The sequence below is a fragment of the Mesorhizobium sp. M0991 genome (genome assembly GCF_040318915.1).
Lineage (GTDB): Bacteria > Pseudomonadota > Alphaproteobacteria > Rhizobiales > Rhizobiaceae > Mesorhizobium.
In genome coordinates this window covers 111316-126740 of sequence record NZ_JAMYNE010000016.1, presented here as the reverse complement: position 1 = coordinate 126740, position 15425 = coordinate 111316, and the positions used below count along the sequence as shown (strand labels likewise).

The following is a 15425-nucleotide window of genomic DNA, read 5'->3' as shown; positions in this document are numbered from 1 at the left end:
CCCGCGTCTTGCGACGCGGGCCACCGCAGCTCATCCGCAGTCCATTCGCCGCACCGCACGGCACTTCACCGCCATTCGATTAGCCGCCACTTACGGAACAACAAGGTGGCGTGGGCGTTTGCGTAGAGGGTTCGCCGCTTCGACCGGAATGCCGTGTTGCAACCATAAAGGCGAGGCCCGCAACAACAGGAGTAGACGATGAAAATCCACCTTGTTCCTGCCGCGGCGGGATTGGTGTTGCTCGCCGGCGTCGGCGTGGCCACCGCGGACCAGGTGATTGTCACGCCCGAACAGCAGACGGTCATCCGCGAATACGTCCACAAGCACCCGTTGGCGTCGATCAGTCTTCTGGGGGTGGAGCTCAATATCGGTTCCACGTTGCCCGATACGGTCGAGCTGCAACCGATCGATGTTCCCGACGTGCAGTACAGATACGTCGTCGTCGGCAATCGCACAGTGCTCGTCGACCCAGGCACTCGCAAGATCGTGCAGGTCATCGAGTGATCGGCGTTCCCAAACCGCGAACCGGATTGGGAAAGGTCACGGTCTAATAACCAATCAGAGCTCCATCCTGAGCGATCGGGATGGAGCTCTGTCGTTTCGAAACAAGGAAAGGAGCCATTCCCATGCTGCCGCATGTCGAGCCGGTCAACGTGGCCGCCGCCGTCGACAAACTGCTTGCTGAACGAGGCGATGGCCTGCTGTCGATGAAGGCGGCGATTGCACTGTTGCGCGAACGCACCGGAACCGAGCGCTCGGACGCCGACCTTGAAGGGCTGATCATCAAGAAGGCGGCGCTTCTCGGCGTCGCCGTCCTGTGTGACAGAGAGGTTCAATGACGCTGTTGCCTAGCGCTCAAGACGCCGGTCGAAATTTCAGCTAGAACAAAGTTGCTTACGCATGAACCGAGCCGACGGAGGCAACAGTGACGGACAGGCAGGAACGGATTCGCCAGCGGGCACACGCGATCTGGGAACAGGCAGGCAGGCCCGACGGGGCGCATCAGCAGCATTGGGATCAGGCTACCGCCGAAATCGACGCAGAAATCGCCACGACAGAGACCGCCAGCCGGCCGAAGCCGAAAGCACGTCAGCCTAAGCCGGCGCCGGCCGCCAAGGACGGAACCAAACCCAAGGCGCGACCACGCAAAGCGTGAACTCGAGCGGATTTGATTCCAACGCTAGATCTCGCGGTTGGTCGGGCCCATCGTCTTGGCGCTCGTGCACGTCGTTCCGTGATCGGCAGCAGAACCAGTCCTGACCGGTCCCGCCGCCGCAAGCCCACGCGCGATGGTAGGCCCGATTGGTGCGGCTAACTACTTACCGCAATTGTTGTCGTTGACAGTCGGTGAAACCGTCCCGGCAGGCTTGTTGGACGCATCGGGTTGAGCTCCTTGCGGGGTTGCAGGGCAGTTTTCATCCGCATTGGAGTTCATGGCACCCGTCGTCCCCATCGTGCTGCTGGTCGTGCCAGGGTCAATACCGTTCGGCTTGGGCTGGACGACGATGCTCTTCTCGCTGCCAGGCGCATTGTTGTCCGAGCCGGCATTCTGGGCCATCGCTGCGGTCGCCAGACCGGCTGCAAGTATGGAGGCTGTCAGGATTTTCGTAAGCATGTTGATCTCCATCGTTCGGTTATCATCATGTGGCGACTACAGAGAAAGCAACACGGGTGATGGAAAGGTTCCGGCAAAAATGACGCAGCACGGTGAAGCAAACCCGCGCAGCGCGGATCTTCTCGGCCCGTTGTTCTATTAGCGTTGGTCGGTTTGATGTTGTTGTTTGCAGATTAGGAATTCGCCTTATTTTAGCTGCCGACGGTTGCGCGACGTTCTTCTGTCCCGGCGCCCATCAGCTTACACTCGCATCGCTTCAACCGGTAGAGGCCATCCCGAAGCAAAACTTTCGGAAAATTTCACTACAAATTTCACGCGGCTGTTCTTTGAACATTTACCATGAGGCCAATAATTGGATCGGCAAAGAAACCGATCTTCTTCCTTGCACTTAGGGCGTAATGCAACCGGCGAGTTCGCGGGCTGCTCAGCGCAACTACAGCAAGGAGGATGTTATGACCATCAAGATCAAAACAATCACCGGTGCGGTGGCAGGCAGCGCAGTGCTTTTCATGCTCTCGATGCCGGTAAATGCCGCGAACGGAATTGCCGTTGGCGTTGGAACGTCCATCGGCGGCAACGGCGGCATCAACGCCGGTGCCGGCGCGACGGTTGGCGATCGCGGCGGCATCACCGCCGGTGCCGGCGCAGCGGTTGGCGGCAGCGGCGGCATCAAGGCACGCCTCGGTGCCTCGGTGGGCGGCAGCGGCGGCATTAACACCGGTGCCGGCGCAACGATTGGCGGTTCCAGCGGCATCGCCGCGGGCGCCGGCGCATCGGTCGGGGCCAGAAGCGGCATCAACGCCGGTGCCGGCGCGACGATCGGCGGTTCCAGTGGCATCGCGGCGGGCGCCGCGGTAGGCAGCGGCGTTAACGCTGGCGCCGGGGTCAGGGTCGGCAGTGGCATCAATGTCGGCGCCGGTGTCGGGATCGGTGGTGGAAGCAATCCGAGCAGCCCGTCCAATCCCAGCAACCCCAACAATCCCAGCTTGCCCCAGGTCGTTGCCGACATGTCGGGCGACAAGTTGGCCAGGATGAAGAAGCGCTGCGTTGACGTGCTCGGCAGCGAAGGCACTTACGACAGCGATCTGCGCCAATTGTGCCTGCTGATCGCTCGCCGCTAAGGCGAATACATCGGATGAAATGTCGGACCGGGCCGAGAGGCCTTCGTCCACCAAACCTCCAGCAGTCCAAAGCCCGCCATTGCGGCGGCGGGCTTTTTTGCCGAGCACGTGGCGGAGCATGGCGGGGCTCGAAAGAGCTTGCGCCTCAATGCGTCTGACGGCCAAGATCCGGCGGAGCGGCCGCTCTGTCTTCCACGGCATCCCCGCCCACTACGGGGCTGCTTTGCATCAGCTGAGTGCATGCAAACTCCGCCAGATCGGCTTCCGCGAAGCCGTCGAACTCGATAGCTGCGCCTTGGAGTTGGGCGGCTTGCATGACGAGCCATTCAATGTCTTCGCGCGCAACATTCTCGGCGAGGTTCTGCAGTCGCACGGCTTCGGCGACAGCAGTCAGATTGATGGCAATCCCGGACCGCAATGTAGCTCGAACTCGGGAACTGACGTCTTCGTGCAGGCGAACCGAAAATCCGTAGCGCATGGAAAACCTTCCCTTCAGGAGCGGTTTGTCCCTTGGGGTCTACCATGCGCCCAAGGCTCGCGATTGGCAAGCGAAATCCTTAAAAAACCATTTTATATCAAATAGTTAGCGTATTTTGTTGATTGCCCATTTGATACTTGATCCGCTTCATCGGACTTCTGCATGACTCACACATCTGAAGGTCTTGACGTATTCTGCTCACGTACCTAATTCTACAGAAAATTAGGAACATACTAACTCAGCTGCATTTAGGCTGGTATGACTGGAGGCCGAGATGTCCGAACTGGAACGCCCGGAACGATTGCAGATCATGCTGACCGTCGATGAACTGGCGGCGTTGGAGAACTGGCGCTTCGACAAGCGCATGCCGAGCCGGTCGGCCGCGGTACGTGAGCTTTTGAGGCGAGGTCTCACAGCCGATGGTTTCCTGACGGCGGCGCATGGGACCAAGTCGCGCGACTTCGGCATTCTGCCCCATTCTGCAGATGGTGACGGGGTAGTCGAGGGGTCTTCCAGCAGCGAACAGTGACATCTCCAGCGACCCCGTTCGCCCGCCGCACCTCGCATGGCCTTCACGGCCACAGGGTATCATCAAGCAGCTTGGTTTATCTGTGTGGCCCCTCCGCCGTCGGTTGACAGAGCTGGCTTTGCAGATACATTGCACAGGACTATACAGGTGCAATGAACAGGTATGCCTATGGTCCGCCGCGTGGTTCCATCGTCTCCCGGCACGGGCAAGCCCGAACAGATCGCCACCGTTCTCGAACAGGAAATCCGCTCCGGTGTCCTCGGCTTCGGCGACCGGCTGCAAAGCGAGAACGAGCTCGTCCAGCGTTTCTCCGTCAGCCGCAACACCGTCCGCAAGGGCCTCGAGGAACTTTCCAGCCGCGGGCTGATCACCACCAAGGTCGGCATCGGCTCTTTCGTCACCTTCGATGGCAAGCCCGTTGATGACTCAATCGGCTGGTCGCGGGCGCTCGCCAACGCCGGCGCCAATGCCGAAACGCGGACACTGCGGCTCGAGGTGATCGAGGACCCCGATCTTGCCGCACTGCTTGGAATAGAAAACCCGTTTTTCATCGCTGTCGATCGGGTGCGAACCAATGCCAGCGACGGCCACGCTATCTCAATCGAGCGCAGCCGCCTGCCATTGTCACCCGAACTGGAGGACGTGCCGTTGCGCGGCCTGCGCGAAGGTTCCCTGCACCAGACGCTTCGCGGCGCCGGCCTCATTCCCGACCATGGCGAGGAATGGGTCGGCATCGAAATGCTCAACCCAGAGGACGCCGCAATCCTCGGCTGCCCGCAAGGCACGCCGTTCCTGCGCGGTCGTCGGTTGACCCGCGCCGCCGATGACCGGCCGATCGAATATGTGACCAGCCTGCTCAACCCGGCGCATTTTGCGCTGCATATGAGGTTCTGAGTGATGCCGGACGACACCGGGAGCATAACCGATCGGGCCATGGGAGCGCTTGTGGGCGGGGCACTGGGAGATGCGCTGGGAATGCCGACGCAGCTTTTGTCGCCGGCGCGGATTGCCGAACTCTACGGTCATGTCGAGGACTTCATTGCTCCTTTCGCCGACCATCCGGTGTCGAAGGGACTCCCGGCCGGAACGATCACCGACGACACAGAACAGGCACTTCTGCTTGGCCGTATCCTGGTCGAATCCGGTAATCGGTTCGACCATGCGCGGTGGGTCAACGCGCTGCTCGACTGGGAACGCGATGTCAAGGCGCGCGGCAGCTACGATCTGCTGGGACCATCGACCAAACGCGCCATCGACGCCATCAATAACGGTATGCCAGCCGAGGAAGCGGGACGCAGCGGCGACACAAATGGTGCAGCCATGCGCATCGCGCCAGTCGGCATCATGATGCCGCCAGAGCCGCTTGACGCACTGGTCGGCAAAGTGGCCGAAACTTGCAGGGCGACGCACAACACGTCAATCGCAATCGCTTCGGCGGCAGCGGTCGCTGCCGCCATCAGTCGCGGCATCGCTGGCGGTGACTGGCGCGCCGCTTCCGACAGCGCCATCGCGGCAGCGAGACGAGGAGCGACGCTCGGCAATTGGGTGACCGGCGGTGACATCGCCGCGCGTATTGGGTGGGCGCAGGAGCTCGTGCGCGGCAAGGCGACGAAGGACGCGATCCGGCTGATCACCGATCTGGTCGGCACCGGTGTCGCCAGTCAGGAATCCGTTCCGGCTGCATTCGCGGTGCTGGAAGTCGCCCGTGGCGATCCCTGGCAGGCGGCAGTCATCAGCGCCAATCTCGGTGGCGACACCGACACGATCGGCGCCATCGCGGCCGGCATGGCCGGTGCCTGCACCGGCCTTTCCCGATTGCCTCAGAACCGCATTGCAGACCTCAAGGGTATCGACATGACGGAGGTTAGCGCGCTCGCCGCCGACCTTGTTGCGGCGCGGACGTCTAGGGGCCGTGCGGACAAGACCAGCACCGGCAAGGATGCGGCGGCATGAAGGGGCGTCTCGTCCATGTCGGCAGCGCGGTGGTCGACTATGTCTACCATATCGATGCCTTGCCGGCACCGGGCACGGAGAAGACCGCGTCGAGCTATGCACAAGTCGCCGGCGGCGGCTTCAACATGATGGTCGCAGCCAGCCGCACCGGCATGAAGGTGGTGTTCGGCGGCCAGCTCGGCAGCGGACCCAATGGCGACTTCCTGCGCACGGCCTTAGCAACTGAGGGAATCGAGACACTCACGCCGCCATCGTCGGTTATGGACAGTGGCAATTGCGTCGCCATGATCAGCAGCGATGCCGAGCGCACCTTCGTCTCATGGCCTGGTGCGGAGAGTGTGCTGAGCCTTGACATGATGGCGCCCGTCTCGGTCGCACCGGGGGATTGGGTGTTCACCTCCGGCTATACGCTTAGCTACCCGGGAAGCCGAGACGCGATTGTTGACTGGATCGAGGCACTTCCGGCCGACACACCGCTTGTCCTCGACCCAACACCTGTTATCACCGACATTCCTCGCCATATCCTGTCGCGGATACTCGCCCGCACCACCTGGTTGAGCTGCAACACGACGGAAGCGACCGCGATTGCCGGTCCGGGCGGTGTCGAGACACTCGCGTCACGGCTTCTAAGAGACCACTCCCCGAAGGCCGTCGGCGTCGTCATTCGCGCCGGGGCGAAAGGCTGCCACGTGCGGCTGGCCGATGGCTCGGCGAAAACGATTGCCGGCTTCCAGGTCGATGCCATCGACACCAACGGCGCCGGGGATACCCATATCGGCGCCTTCGTCAGCGCGCTGGCGCGCGGCATGCCGCCTTTTGAGGCAGCGCGCTACGCCAATGCGGCGGCGGCCATTTCCGTCACCCGCCACGGTGGTTCATCAGCGCCGACCGACTGCGACATCCGGACATTCCTAAGCCATGCCGGCGGTCCGCCGATCGGCCTCCATGGCCGGAAGCAAGAGGCCAAACGCCCGACAGCCTGACAAAGCCCGGGAAGCGGGCAAACACAGAGAGGAACGAACATGCGCATGCCCCACTTGACTGCCCTGCTGACGGCGGCCGCCGTCTTCACCTCCGCACTCGCATTTGCCGCCAAGGCCGACGAGGTGCACGTACTCAACTGGAAGGGCTACGGCGCCGACGAGCCGTGGGCCGTCGAGGCGTTCGAGAAGGCGACCGGCAACAAGGTCGTCAACGACTTCTTCAATTCCGAACAGGAAATGCTGACCAAGCTCAGGACCAATCCCGGCCTCTACGACGTCGTTATGATCAACGCCGCCTTCAACGACCAGGCAATGGCGGAAAAGCTGATCCAGCCGATCGACACATCCAAGCTGCCGAACTATGCCGACATCAGCAAGGACAAGGCGAGTTCGCCGATGCTCGTCCATGACGGCAAGGTCTATGGGGTACCTTGGGTCTGGGGACTGACGGCGCTCGCCATCAACGAAAAATCCTTCGACAAGCCGCCGACCAGCATCGCCGAAATGTGGGATCCCGATCACAAGGGCCGCGTCACCATCCGTGATGATGCCGTCGAGGCGGTGCAGTTCGGCGCCATTGCCACCGGCCAGAACATCAACGACATCAAGGATATGGAGGCGGTCAAGGCGAAGCTCACTTCGCTGATGCCGCAGATCAAGACGTTCTGGAGCTCGGAGAACGACTGGAACCAGATGGCTGCCTCTAACCAGATCGACATCGGCACCTATTGGAGCGGCTCGGCCGACCGCGCCAAGACCCATTTCAAGCTGCCGGTCGCGCTCGTGATCCCGCAGGAGGGCGCCGTCGCCTGGCTCGACGCCTTCTCCATTCCGGTCGGATCCAAGAATGTCGCCGGCGCCGAGGCCTTCATCAACTACATGATCGACCCGAAGTTCTATGTCGAATGGGTCACCAAGGTCGGAGCCCCCGTATCCGCCAACACCAAGGCTGTGGAAGCACTTCCCTCGGATGCGTTCAACCGCAAGGTGATGGGTGACCCGGCAGTCGCCAAGCGCATCCAGTTCCAGGCGCCGATCACAGACGCCCAGCGCGAAGCCTATCTGTCGCTCTGGCAGCAGCTCAAGGTCGACGTGAAGTAACAGCAAAAGCCGCGATCAGCCGACCATCGTGTCGGCTGATCCTTCCCGTCCTGGGAGGAGATTGTCATGGCAGTACAGGTTGCAGCCGCGTCGCGCAACGAGCTGAGATCGGCCCTGCCGCTGCTGGCGCCTGCCTATCTCTGGCTGACGGTTGCAATTTTCCTGCCGCTCTCTGCAATGGTGTTCTTTTCCTTCATGACCGACCTGCCGCTGTCGGGAAAGCCGTGGGCATTCACGCTCGAAAACTATGCCGCCTTCTTTTCACAAAGCCTTTACCTGACATTGCTTGTGGCCTCACTGCGCCTCGGCCTCGAGGTGACGCTGTGGTGCATCGTCATCGGTTATCCCGCCGCTTATGTGCTGGCCAAGGTGCTGAAAGGGCGAAGCCGCGAGGCGATTTTCCTGCTTGTCATCCTGCCGTTCTGGTCGAACGGGCTGGTGCGCATCTTCTCCTGGGCGATGGTGCTGCGTGAAGGGGGCATTCTCGACACCGCGCTCAACGCCGTGCTGCCATTCAAGATCAACATTGATCTCATGTATTCCTATCCGGCCGTCATCATCGGGCTGGTGCACTCCTACGTGCCTTACATGGTGCTGACCTGCTATCTGACCCTGCAGGCCATCGATGACTCGCTGATCGAGGCCGGGCGCTCGCTCGGCGCCTCGCGGCTGCAGGTGCTGAAGCGGGTCATCATTCCGCTGTCGATGCCGGGCCTAGTGGCGGGCGCAGCACTCATCTTCGTGCCGGTCGTTGGCTCGTTCATGGAACCGCGCATCCTCGGCGGCCGTACCGGCACCTTTTATGGCACTGTCATCGAGGACCAGTTCGTCGCTGTGTTCAACTGGCCGCTGGGTGCTGCGCTCTCCTTTATCCTGTTGGCCGTCGTGCTCGTCATCCTGGCGGTTGCCTCGCCGGTGCTGCGTAGGGCTACGTGATGGCGACGACACGTGTCCTCGAATGGCTCGGCCGACTGTACATCTGGCTGTTGCTCGCCTTCCTCTATGTGCCCATCATCATCATGGCGCTGATGTCTTTCAACGTTTCGCCCTTCTACCAGCTGCCGTTCGCATGGACGACGGAATGGTACGCCTCGTTGTGGCAGAACGACGAGCTTATCGCAGCCACTTGGAACAGCGTCGAAATCGCAGTCATCACCACCATCATCTGCGTCTTGCTTGGTTCGGCGGCGTCACTGGCGCTCTACCGGTATGAGTTTCGCGGCAAGAAATTCCTGCAGGTGCTGCTGTTTCCGCCAATCGCCATTCCGTGGCTGATCACCGGCACGGCGATGTTGATCTTCTTCTTCGGCGTCGGCATTGGGCGCGGCCTGTTCGCCATCCTGCTCGGCCACGTCGCGCTTGCACTGCCCTATGTCATCGTCGTCGTATCGGCCCGGCTGCAGACCTTCGCGCCCGAGTTGGAAGAGGCGGCGCGCTCGCTCGGCGCCAATCAATGGCAGGTGACGAACCGCGTCACGCTGCCCTGGATCATGCCGGGCGTCATTGCCGGTGGGCTGTTCGCCTTCGCCGTGTCCTTCGACCAGTTCGTCGTCTCCTACTTTCTGTCGACGCCCGGCCAAACGACGCTGCCAGTCGAAATCTACGCCGCGATCCGCAAGGGTTTCACGCCCGAGATCAATGCTGTCTCAACGATCATCATTGTCGTGTCGATGGCGCTGATGCTGCTGACGGCGCGTTTCTTCAAATTCGGCGGAGAGAAATAATGGCGGGCGTGCAGGTATCGAATGTATCGCGCAGTTTTGGCACGCATAAGGCGCTGGACGATGTCTCGATCGATTTCCCCGACGGCGGGTTCTACGCCCTGCTCGGTCCTTCCGGCAGCGGCAAGACCACGCTGCTGCGCCAGATCGCCGGCTTCGACTTTCCCGACTCTGGCCGCATCTCCATAGGCGGCGAAAGTGTCGAGCGGGTGCCGGTGGAGAAGCGGCGCATCGGCATGGTGTTCCAGAACTACGCGCTGTTTCCCAATATGAGCGTCTCCGACAATGTCGCCTTCGGCTTGTCGGTGCGCGGCGAGCCCAAGGCGGTGATTGCCAGCGAGGTGCAGCGCGCACTCGACCTCGTGCAGCTCAGCAGGCTCGGCGGCCGCCGGCCGCACCAGCTGTCCGGCGGCCAGCGCCAACGGGTGGCGCTCGCTCGCGCGATCGTCATCCGCCCGCGCGTGCTGTTGCTCGACGAGCCACTCGGCGCGCTGGATAAGGCGCTGCGCGTCGACATGCAGATCGAGCTCAAGCGCATCCAGCGCGAGATCGGCATCACCACCATCTTCGTCACCCACGACCAAGAAGAAGCGCTGACGATGAGCGACCGTATCGGCATTCTGCGCGACGGCAAGCTGGTGCAGGAAGGTCCGCCCGAGGAGATCTACGATCGGCCGAAGAGTGAGTTTGCCGCCACCTTCCTGGGCGACGCCAACATCCTTCGCGGCAACGCCACTGGTACGGGCATCCGGCTGCCTGACGGAACAGGGATTGCCGCAGGCGCGGGGGCTACGCTTGTCGCCGGCATGAAGGCGAGCTGCGCCGTGCGGCCCGAACGGATCCGCATCGCCACCAATGCCGGCGTTCCGGACCGAGCCCATGCCAACATGCTCACGGGGCGGGTCTCCAAGCGTATCTTCGCCGGCAACAACAGCACGTATTTTGTCGATCGCGATGGCCAGACAATCAAGGTCATCGTGCAGAACACCGGCATCGAAAAGCTGGCGGAAGGACAACAGGTGGTGCTGCGCTGGTCGTCGGAGAGTACGGTGCTGATCGACGCGAGCTAGCAGATCCAATCCTTCAGTCTTGCCAGGCGGTCCGCAATCGGGGAAAGCATGGTCGGGCAAAGCGTGAGCGGAATACTCGATGTCGCTTGAATTGAATGCGGGCGACCAGTCGATGCTGCAGGGCGAGCAGGGTCCGGCCGTGGCCGCTGCGATGAAGATCCTGGTTGCCTTTTCGAAAGCGGTCGGCGCGCACAAATTGTTGGATATTGCCGGTGCCCATATCGACGGCTGCCTCTATCACGGCCAGGCCAGCCTCGATTTCGTCGAAAGGCTGATCGAGGGCGGCGGTCGCGTTCGGGTGCCGACGACGCTCAATGTCGGCTCGTTCGATCTGATCCATCCCGGATTGGTGAAGATGCCGGCCGCCGAAGAAGTACCGGGGCGCCGTCTAATGAAGGCCCATCTGGAACTCGGCTGCCAGGCGACCTTCACCTGCGCACCCTATCAGACTCGGTTCCGGCCAGGGTTCGGCGAGCAGATCGCCTGGGGTGAGTCCAACGCCATCGTCTTTGCCAATTCGGTGATCGGAGCGCGGACCAACCGCTATGGCGATTTCATCGATTTGTGCTGCGCCATCACCGGGCGCGCGCCGGCTTGGGGGCTGCACTTGAGCGAAAACCGGCGCGGCCAGGTTCTGTTCGAGCTGGTCGGTTCTGACCCAGAACCGAGCGACAGCCTGTTCGTTGCCGTCGGGCTTATCATCGGGCAAGCAAGCAGCGATCGCATCCCCGTGATCTCGGGCCTGCCAAGACCGCGCGATGAGGATCAGCTGAAAGCGCTAGGCGCCGCCGCCGCGACGACCGGGGCCGTTGCGCTGTTCCATGCGGTTGGTATCACGCCGGAAGCGAACACGCTTGAAGAGGCGTTTCATGGCATGGGGCCAGAGGAAACAATCCGCATCACGCGTGCCGACCTCGACGATGCGCTGGCTAGGTTGTCGAGCGTAGCTGACGGTGCGCCTTTGGCGGCCGTGTCGTTAGGCACGCCGCATTTCTCCTATGACGAGTGGATGCGCCTGTTGCCGCTGCTGCGCGAAGTCGGTCCAGGCAAGGGCGTCCCAATCTATGTCAACACAGGGCGCGCGACGCTGACGCGGCTGCAGGACGAAGGCGCACTGGCCGGCATGGAAGCCTTCGGCCTCGTTCCGGTCACCGACACTTGCACCTATGTCACGTCGATCCTCGAGCGTCTCGACGGCGTGGTGATGACCAATTCGGGCAAATGGGCGCATTACGCACCTGGCATTATCGGTGTGTCGGTGGCCTTCGGTGACATGGAGGACTGCGTCCGCTCGGCTGCGGCCGGCCGCGTCGTGCGAGCCGCGCCATGAAGGCGCCGGCCAGAACCGGTACATTCCACCTTTCCGGCTCGGCACAAGGCCCGGCGCTGGTGCTTTCGCAGGCGCTCAGCTTCTGGGGCGGGATCGACGTCGAAACGGGCGACATCATCGACCATTCGCATCCGGACCTGGGCGGCAATATCGCTGGCAAGATCCTGATAATGCCGAGCGGGCGAGGGTCGTCGTCCTCGTCTTCGGTTCTGGCCGAAGCGATCCGCAGAGGCACGGCGCCGGCCGGCATTATCCTGGCGCGGCCGGACCCGATCCTTGCCGTCGGCGCCATCGTTGCCGAATTCCTCTACGAAATCAGCATGCCGCTGGTCGTCTGCGGCATGTCAGGCATTGTCTCCGGCGACCGGATTGCAATCGGTCTGGGCGAAGATGCGCAAGCGATGGTGAGCAAGCTCTAGCCGGCCATCAGTCCCGCCGCGCCCCGCCGCCAGTCGGCTGCCGCCAGTGTCTCGTTGCGGCCGAGCGCCAGTGTACCGCGCCAGTGTTCGCGCACCGTCCTGGCGGCGGCTGCTTCGGCCGCGAACCAGCCGAATGCCGAACCGGTCGGCCATGCGACCGACTGGATGGCGCGCGCCAGCCTGTCGTCGATGCCGGCCTGCATGCCATTTCTCGGCAGCCAGTGCAGCTCAATACCGGTCGCGTTGTCGATGACCTGCCGTTCGCCATCGTCGGCGATCTCGACGAAGGCCACGCCGATTGCCCTTACCCGGCCGGCGCGCTCTTTTCTCAGAGGCGCTTTCCGGCCAAACAAAGTTGCCGGACCGGCACAAACATTGGCACGATATTCTATCCCGCCAGCTTGACCGCGAACGGCGTCTTCAGCCTATAATTCTACTAAATTCATAGACTAACTGCAAACGCGTTGACGTTTGCGGCTGGACTGCGAGAGAACCAAGGCACAAAGGGAGCGCGTCGATGCCGAAAACCGAATCCAACCCGATCGACCTCGGAACCAAGGCCGCCGATTTCCTGTTGCCCGACGCGCAAGGCGTGTTGCACAAGCTTGCCGATCTCGATGCCAAGCCGGCGTTGCTGGTCGCCTTCATCTCCAACCGTTGCCCGTTCGTGGTGCTGATCCGCGGGGCGTTCGCCGACTTCGCCAGGGACTATGCCGACAAGGGCCTGCAGGTGGTGGCGATCAACGCCAACAACCATGAAGCACATCCCGAGGAGACGCTGGCCCGCATCGGCGAGCAGGCCGAAGAATTCGGCTATACCTTCCCCTATCTCAAGGACGCTTCGCAGCAGACGGCGAAAGCCTATGGCGCGGCTTGCACGCCCGATTTCTTCCTGTTCGGCGCCGATCGGCGGCTGGCCTATCACGGCCAGTTCGACGATGCCCGGCCGGGCAACGGCAGGCCGGTGACGGGGGTGGATCTGCGCGCCGCGGTCGACACGGTGCTGAAGGGCGAGGCGCCGGCCGCCGAGCAGGTGCCGTCGATCGGCTGCAATATCAAGTGGAGCGCCGGCAATGAGCCGGTGTGGTTCTCCAAGGCGGCCTGACCCGTCGCAGCTGCTAATTCCCCTTTCCGCGAGTGCTCATGCCGAAGATTGTCACAGCCGTCCGCGCCGCGCCCGAAACGCTGCACCTCAATGCCGATGTGCTGGTGCTGGGAGGTGGTCCGTCAGCCGCCTGGGCGGCCGTCGCGGCGGCTGAAAACGGCGCGAGCGTGGTGCTGGCCGACAAGGGTTATCTCGGCACCAGCGGCGCTACCGCACCGTCGAATACCGGCACCTGGTGCGTGCCGCCGGGCGACAACAGGCATGCGGTGGTCGAGCGCCGCTGGCAGCGTACCGGCGAACTCGCCGACCAGCGCTGGATGCTGCGCTGCGTCGACACCGCCTACCGCAACCTGCTGCAACTTTCCGAATGGGGCTATCCGTTTCCGAGCGAGGATGACGGGCGGCTCTACATCGCCAATCTGCGCGGGCCGGACTATATGCGCTTCATGCGCCGCCGGGTGCTTCTGGCCGGCGTCACCGTGCTCGACCATCATCCTGCGCTCGAACTTCTGTCGGACGGCGATGCGGTCGTCGGTGCTGCCGGCGTCGGCCGCCAGGTCGAGCGCGACTGGCGGGTCAATGCCAAGGCGATCGTGCTGGCGACCGGCGGCTGCGCCTTCCGCGAACGCATCCTCGGCTCGACCGGGCTGACCGGTGACGGCTATCTGATGGCGGCGGAAGCCGGCGCCAGCCTGTCGGGCATGGAGTTCACCGGCAAGTACACGCTGGCACCGCATGGCTCGTCGCTGAACAAGGGCCTGCCGTTCCGCTGGGCGTCGTTCCACCGCGAGGACGGTTCGCCGATCCTCGGCCCGACCGGCGAGCCGCTGCGCAACGGCATCGGCGACCGCGAGGAGGAAGTGGCGCGCGCGCTGATCGAGGGGCCGGTCTATGCGCGGCTCGACCAGGCCGAGCTCGCGCTGCAAGGCTGGCTGCGCCAAGGCCAGCCGAACTGCTTCATGCCCTATGACCGCGCCGGTATCGACCCCTTCAACGATTTGTTCCGCGTCACGCTGCGCGCCGAAGGCACTGTGCGTGGTACTGGCGGCATTGACATCGTGTCCGACGACTGCGCCACCGGCGTGCCTGGTCTTTACGCCGCCGGCGACGCCGCCAGCCGCGAGATCATGACCGGCGCGGTTTCGGGCGGCGGCGCCGTCAATTCGTCCTGGGCGCTGGCCAGCGGCTGGTGGGCCGGCAAAGGCGCTTCGACCCATGCCAGGCGCCGCGCCGGCAAGGCGTTCCGCAGCGAGGTCCAGCCGCTCGGCCAAGCCGGCCTGCGGCCGGCGGCTTCGCCGCGTGCCGATATCGACACCAACGAGATCATCGAGACGGTGCGCGCGGAAGTCGTGCCGTTGGACAAGAATTTCTTCCGCAGCAGTGCAGGTCTCGAAAAAAGCGGCGAGCGGCTGCAGAGCGTTTGGCGCGACGTGCGCGACCATCTGCAAGGCGAGGGGCTGGAGCGGATACGCACCCGCGAGGCGGCGTCTATCGCTGCTGCCGGGCGCTGGTCGGTGGCGGCTGCGCTGCATCGCAGCGAGAGCCGCGGCATGCATCGCCGCACGGATCGTCCGGGCAAGAACCCGGCCTTCGCGCACCGGCTGGTCATCACCGGCGTCGATGATTTCCGCGTCGCCGGGGCGCCCGAGCGGCTGGCGGAGCTGGCGTCATGATCGAGATCGTCTCGGCCACGCGCTGCGTCGAATGCGACATCTGCGTCAAGGTCTGCCCGGCCAATGTCTTCGACGCGACAGACGGCGCGCCGATAATCGCCCGCCAAGAGGACTGCCAGACCTGTTTCCTCTGCGAGATCTACTGCCCGACCGACGCGCTCTATGTGGCCGAGGTCGCCGAAGGGCCGACCGGCATCAGCGAGATGGAGGTCGAAGCGCGCCATCTGTTCGGCAGCTATGCCCGCGCGCTCGGCTGGCAGCGCGGCAAGGCCGGCGGCTCCGAGTTCGACCCGACGCACCGCATCCGCGTGGCGCAATAAAGCGATC

At 63.2% G+C, this 15425-nt stretch carries 20 protein-coding genes; 17 read left to right on the top strand and 3 right to left on the bottom strand.

Going from position 1 to position 15425, the window contains the following annotated elements:
- Positions 1-198 precede the first annotated feature (198 nt).
- The 3 genes from NKH70_RS22645 to NKH70_RS22635 all read left to right on the top strand — a co-directional run bounded on the left by NKH70_RS22645 (position 199) and on the right by NKH70_RS22635 (position 1156).
- On the top strand, positions 199-504 hold the full coding sequence (locus NKH70_RS22645) for a DUF1236 domain-containing protein (RefSeq protein WP_352717046.1): 306 nt from the start codon (positions 199-201) through the stop codon (positions 502-504).
- A gap of 122 nt (positions 505-626) precedes the next feature.
- A complete protein-coding gene (locus NKH70_RS22640) occupies positions 627-839 on the top strand; it encodes a hypothetical protein (RefSeq protein WP_352452715.1) in 213 nt (70 codons plus the stop codon).
- Positions 840-925: 86 nt separating this feature from the next.
- Positions 926-1156 carry a DUF2934 domain-containing protein gene (locus NKH70_RS22635; RefSeq protein WP_352717044.1) on the top strand — a complete coding sequence of 77 codons (231 nt, stop codon included), beginning with the start codon at positions 926-928 and terminating at the stop codon, positions 1154-1156.
- Positions 1157-1315: 159 nt separating this feature from the next.
- Here NKH70_RS22635 and NKH70_RS22630 read toward each other — a convergent pair whose 3' ends face one another.
- Positions 1316-1627, bottom strand: a complete 312-nt coding sequence (locus NKH70_RS22630; RefSeq protein WP_352912650.1) for a hypothetical protein — start codon at positions 1625-1627, stop codon at positions 1316-1318.
- A 440-nt stretch (positions 1628-2067) separates the two neighbouring features.
- Here NKH70_RS22630 and NKH70_RS22625 point away from each other — a divergent pair, with 440 nt between their 5' ends.
- Positions 2068-2736 carry a hypothetical protein gene (locus tag NKH70_RS22625; protein WP_352912651.1) on the top strand — a complete coding sequence of 223 codons (669 nt, stop codon included), beginning with the start codon at positions 2068-2070 and terminating at the stop codon, positions 2734-2736.
- Between the two features lie 145 nt (positions 2737-2881).
- Here NKH70_RS22625 and NKH70_RS22620 read toward each other — a convergent pair whose 3' ends face one another.
- Entirely contained in the window at positions 2882-3214 is a 333-nt protein-coding gene (locus NKH70_RS22620) for a hypothetical protein (protein ID WP_352912652.1), read from the bottom strand.
- Positions 3215-3488: 274 nt separating this feature from the next.
- Between NKH70_RS22620 and NKH70_RS22615 the strand changes: the two genes are divergently transcribed.
- The 10 genes from NKH70_RS22615 to NKH70_RS22570 all read left to right on the top strand — a co-directional run bounded on the left by NKH70_RS22615 (position 3489) and on the right by NKH70_RS22570 (position 12320).
- On the top strand, positions 3489-3743 hold the full coding sequence (locus NKH70_RS22615) for a hypothetical protein (protein ID WP_352912653.1): 255 nt from the start codon (positions 3489-3491) through the stop codon (positions 3741-3743).
- 168 nt (positions 3744-3911) lie between these two features.
- Positions 3912-4637: a GntR family transcriptional regulator gene (locus tag NKH70_RS22610; RefSeq protein WP_352912836.1), complete on the top strand. Its 726-nt coding sequence runs from the start codon at positions 3912-3914 to the stop codon at positions 4635-4637.
- Between the two features lie 3 nt (positions 4638-4640).
- Positions 4641-5696 (top strand): ADP-ribosylglycohydrolase family protein, encoded by a 1056-nt coding sequence (locus NKH70_RS22605; protein ID WP_352912654.1) that lies wholly within the window; start codon positions 4641-4643, stop codon positions 5694-5696.
- Entirely contained in the window at positions 5693-6679 is a 987-nt protein-coding gene (locus NKH70_RS22600) for a PfkB family carbohydrate kinase (RefSeq protein ID WP_352717035.1), read from the top strand. Before NKH70_RS22605 ends, NKH70_RS22600 begins: the two co-directional genes overlap by 4 nt.
- Before the next feature lie 39 nt (positions 6680-6718).
- Positions 6719-7780, top strand: coding sequence for an ABC transporter substrate-binding protein (locus tag NKH70_RS22595; RefSeq protein WP_352912655.1), 1062 nt, complete (start codon positions 6719-6721; stop codon positions 7778-7780).
- A gap of 66 nt (positions 7781-7846) precedes the next feature.
- Complete coding sequence (locus NKH70_RS22590; protein WP_352912656.1) at positions 7847-8716, top strand: ABC transporter permease; 870 nt, start codon at positions 7847-7849, stop codon at positions 8714-8716.
- Positions 8716-9504, top strand: coding sequence for an ABC transporter permease (locus NKH70_RS22585; protein ID WP_352912657.1), 789 nt, complete (start codon positions 8716-8718; stop codon positions 9502-9504). Before NKH70_RS22590 ends, NKH70_RS22585 begins: the two co-directional genes overlap by 1 nt.
- Positions 9504-10571, top strand: a complete 1068-nt coding sequence (locus NKH70_RS22580) for an ABC transporter ATP-binding protein (RefSeq protein WP_352912658.1) — start codon at positions 9504-9506, stop codon at positions 10569-10571. Before NKH70_RS22585 ends, NKH70_RS22580 begins: the two co-directional genes overlap by 1 nt.
- A gap of 79 nt (positions 10572-10650) precedes the next feature.
- On the top strand, positions 10651-11901 hold the full coding sequence (locus NKH70_RS22575; RefSeq protein ID WP_352912659.1) for an aconitase X: 1251 nt from the start codon (positions 10651-10653) through the stop codon (positions 11899-11901).
- Positions 11898-12320 (top strand): aconitase X swivel domain-containing protein, encoded by a 423-nt coding sequence (locus NKH70_RS22570; RefSeq protein ID WP_352717027.1) that lies wholly within the window; start codon positions 11898-11900, stop codon positions 12318-12320. The genes NKH70_RS22575 and NKH70_RS22570 overlap by 4 nt, the downstream gene beginning before the upstream one ends.
- On the opposite strand, the gene NKH70_RS22565 is transcribed toward NKH70_RS22570, so the two are convergent.
- Positions 12317-12613 carry an SIP domain-containing protein gene (locus tag NKH70_RS22565; RefSeq protein WP_352717026.1) on the bottom strand — a complete coding sequence of 99 codons (297 nt, stop codon included), beginning with the start codon at positions 12611-12613 and terminating at the stop codon, positions 12317-12319. The genes NKH70_RS22570 and NKH70_RS22565 overlap by 4 nt on opposite strands.
- A gap of 224 nt (positions 12614-12837) precedes the next feature.
- Between NKH70_RS22565 and NKH70_RS22560 the strand changes: the two genes are divergently transcribed.
- From NKH70_RS22560 to NKH70_RS22550, 3 genes are read left to right on the top strand one after another with little or no spacing between them, the layout of a single operon-like run.
- On the top strand, positions 12838-13425 hold the full coding sequence (locus tag NKH70_RS22560; RefSeq protein ID WP_352912660.1) for a thioredoxin family protein: 588 nt from the start codon (positions 12838-12840) through the stop codon (positions 13423-13425).
- 38 nt (positions 13426-13463) lie between these two features.
- Positions 13464-15098 (top strand): FAD-binding protein, encoded by a 1635-nt coding sequence (locus NKH70_RS22555; protein WP_352912661.1) that lies wholly within the window; start codon positions 13464-13466, stop codon positions 15096-15098.
- On the top strand, positions 15095-15418 hold the full coding sequence (locus NKH70_RS22550) for a 4Fe-4S dicluster domain-containing protein (RefSeq protein WP_352912662.1): 324 nt from the start codon (positions 15095-15097) through the stop codon (positions 15416-15418). Before NKH70_RS22555 ends, NKH70_RS22550 begins: the two co-directional genes overlap by 4 nt.
- The last annotated feature ends 7 nt before the right edge of the window (positions 15419-15425 follow it).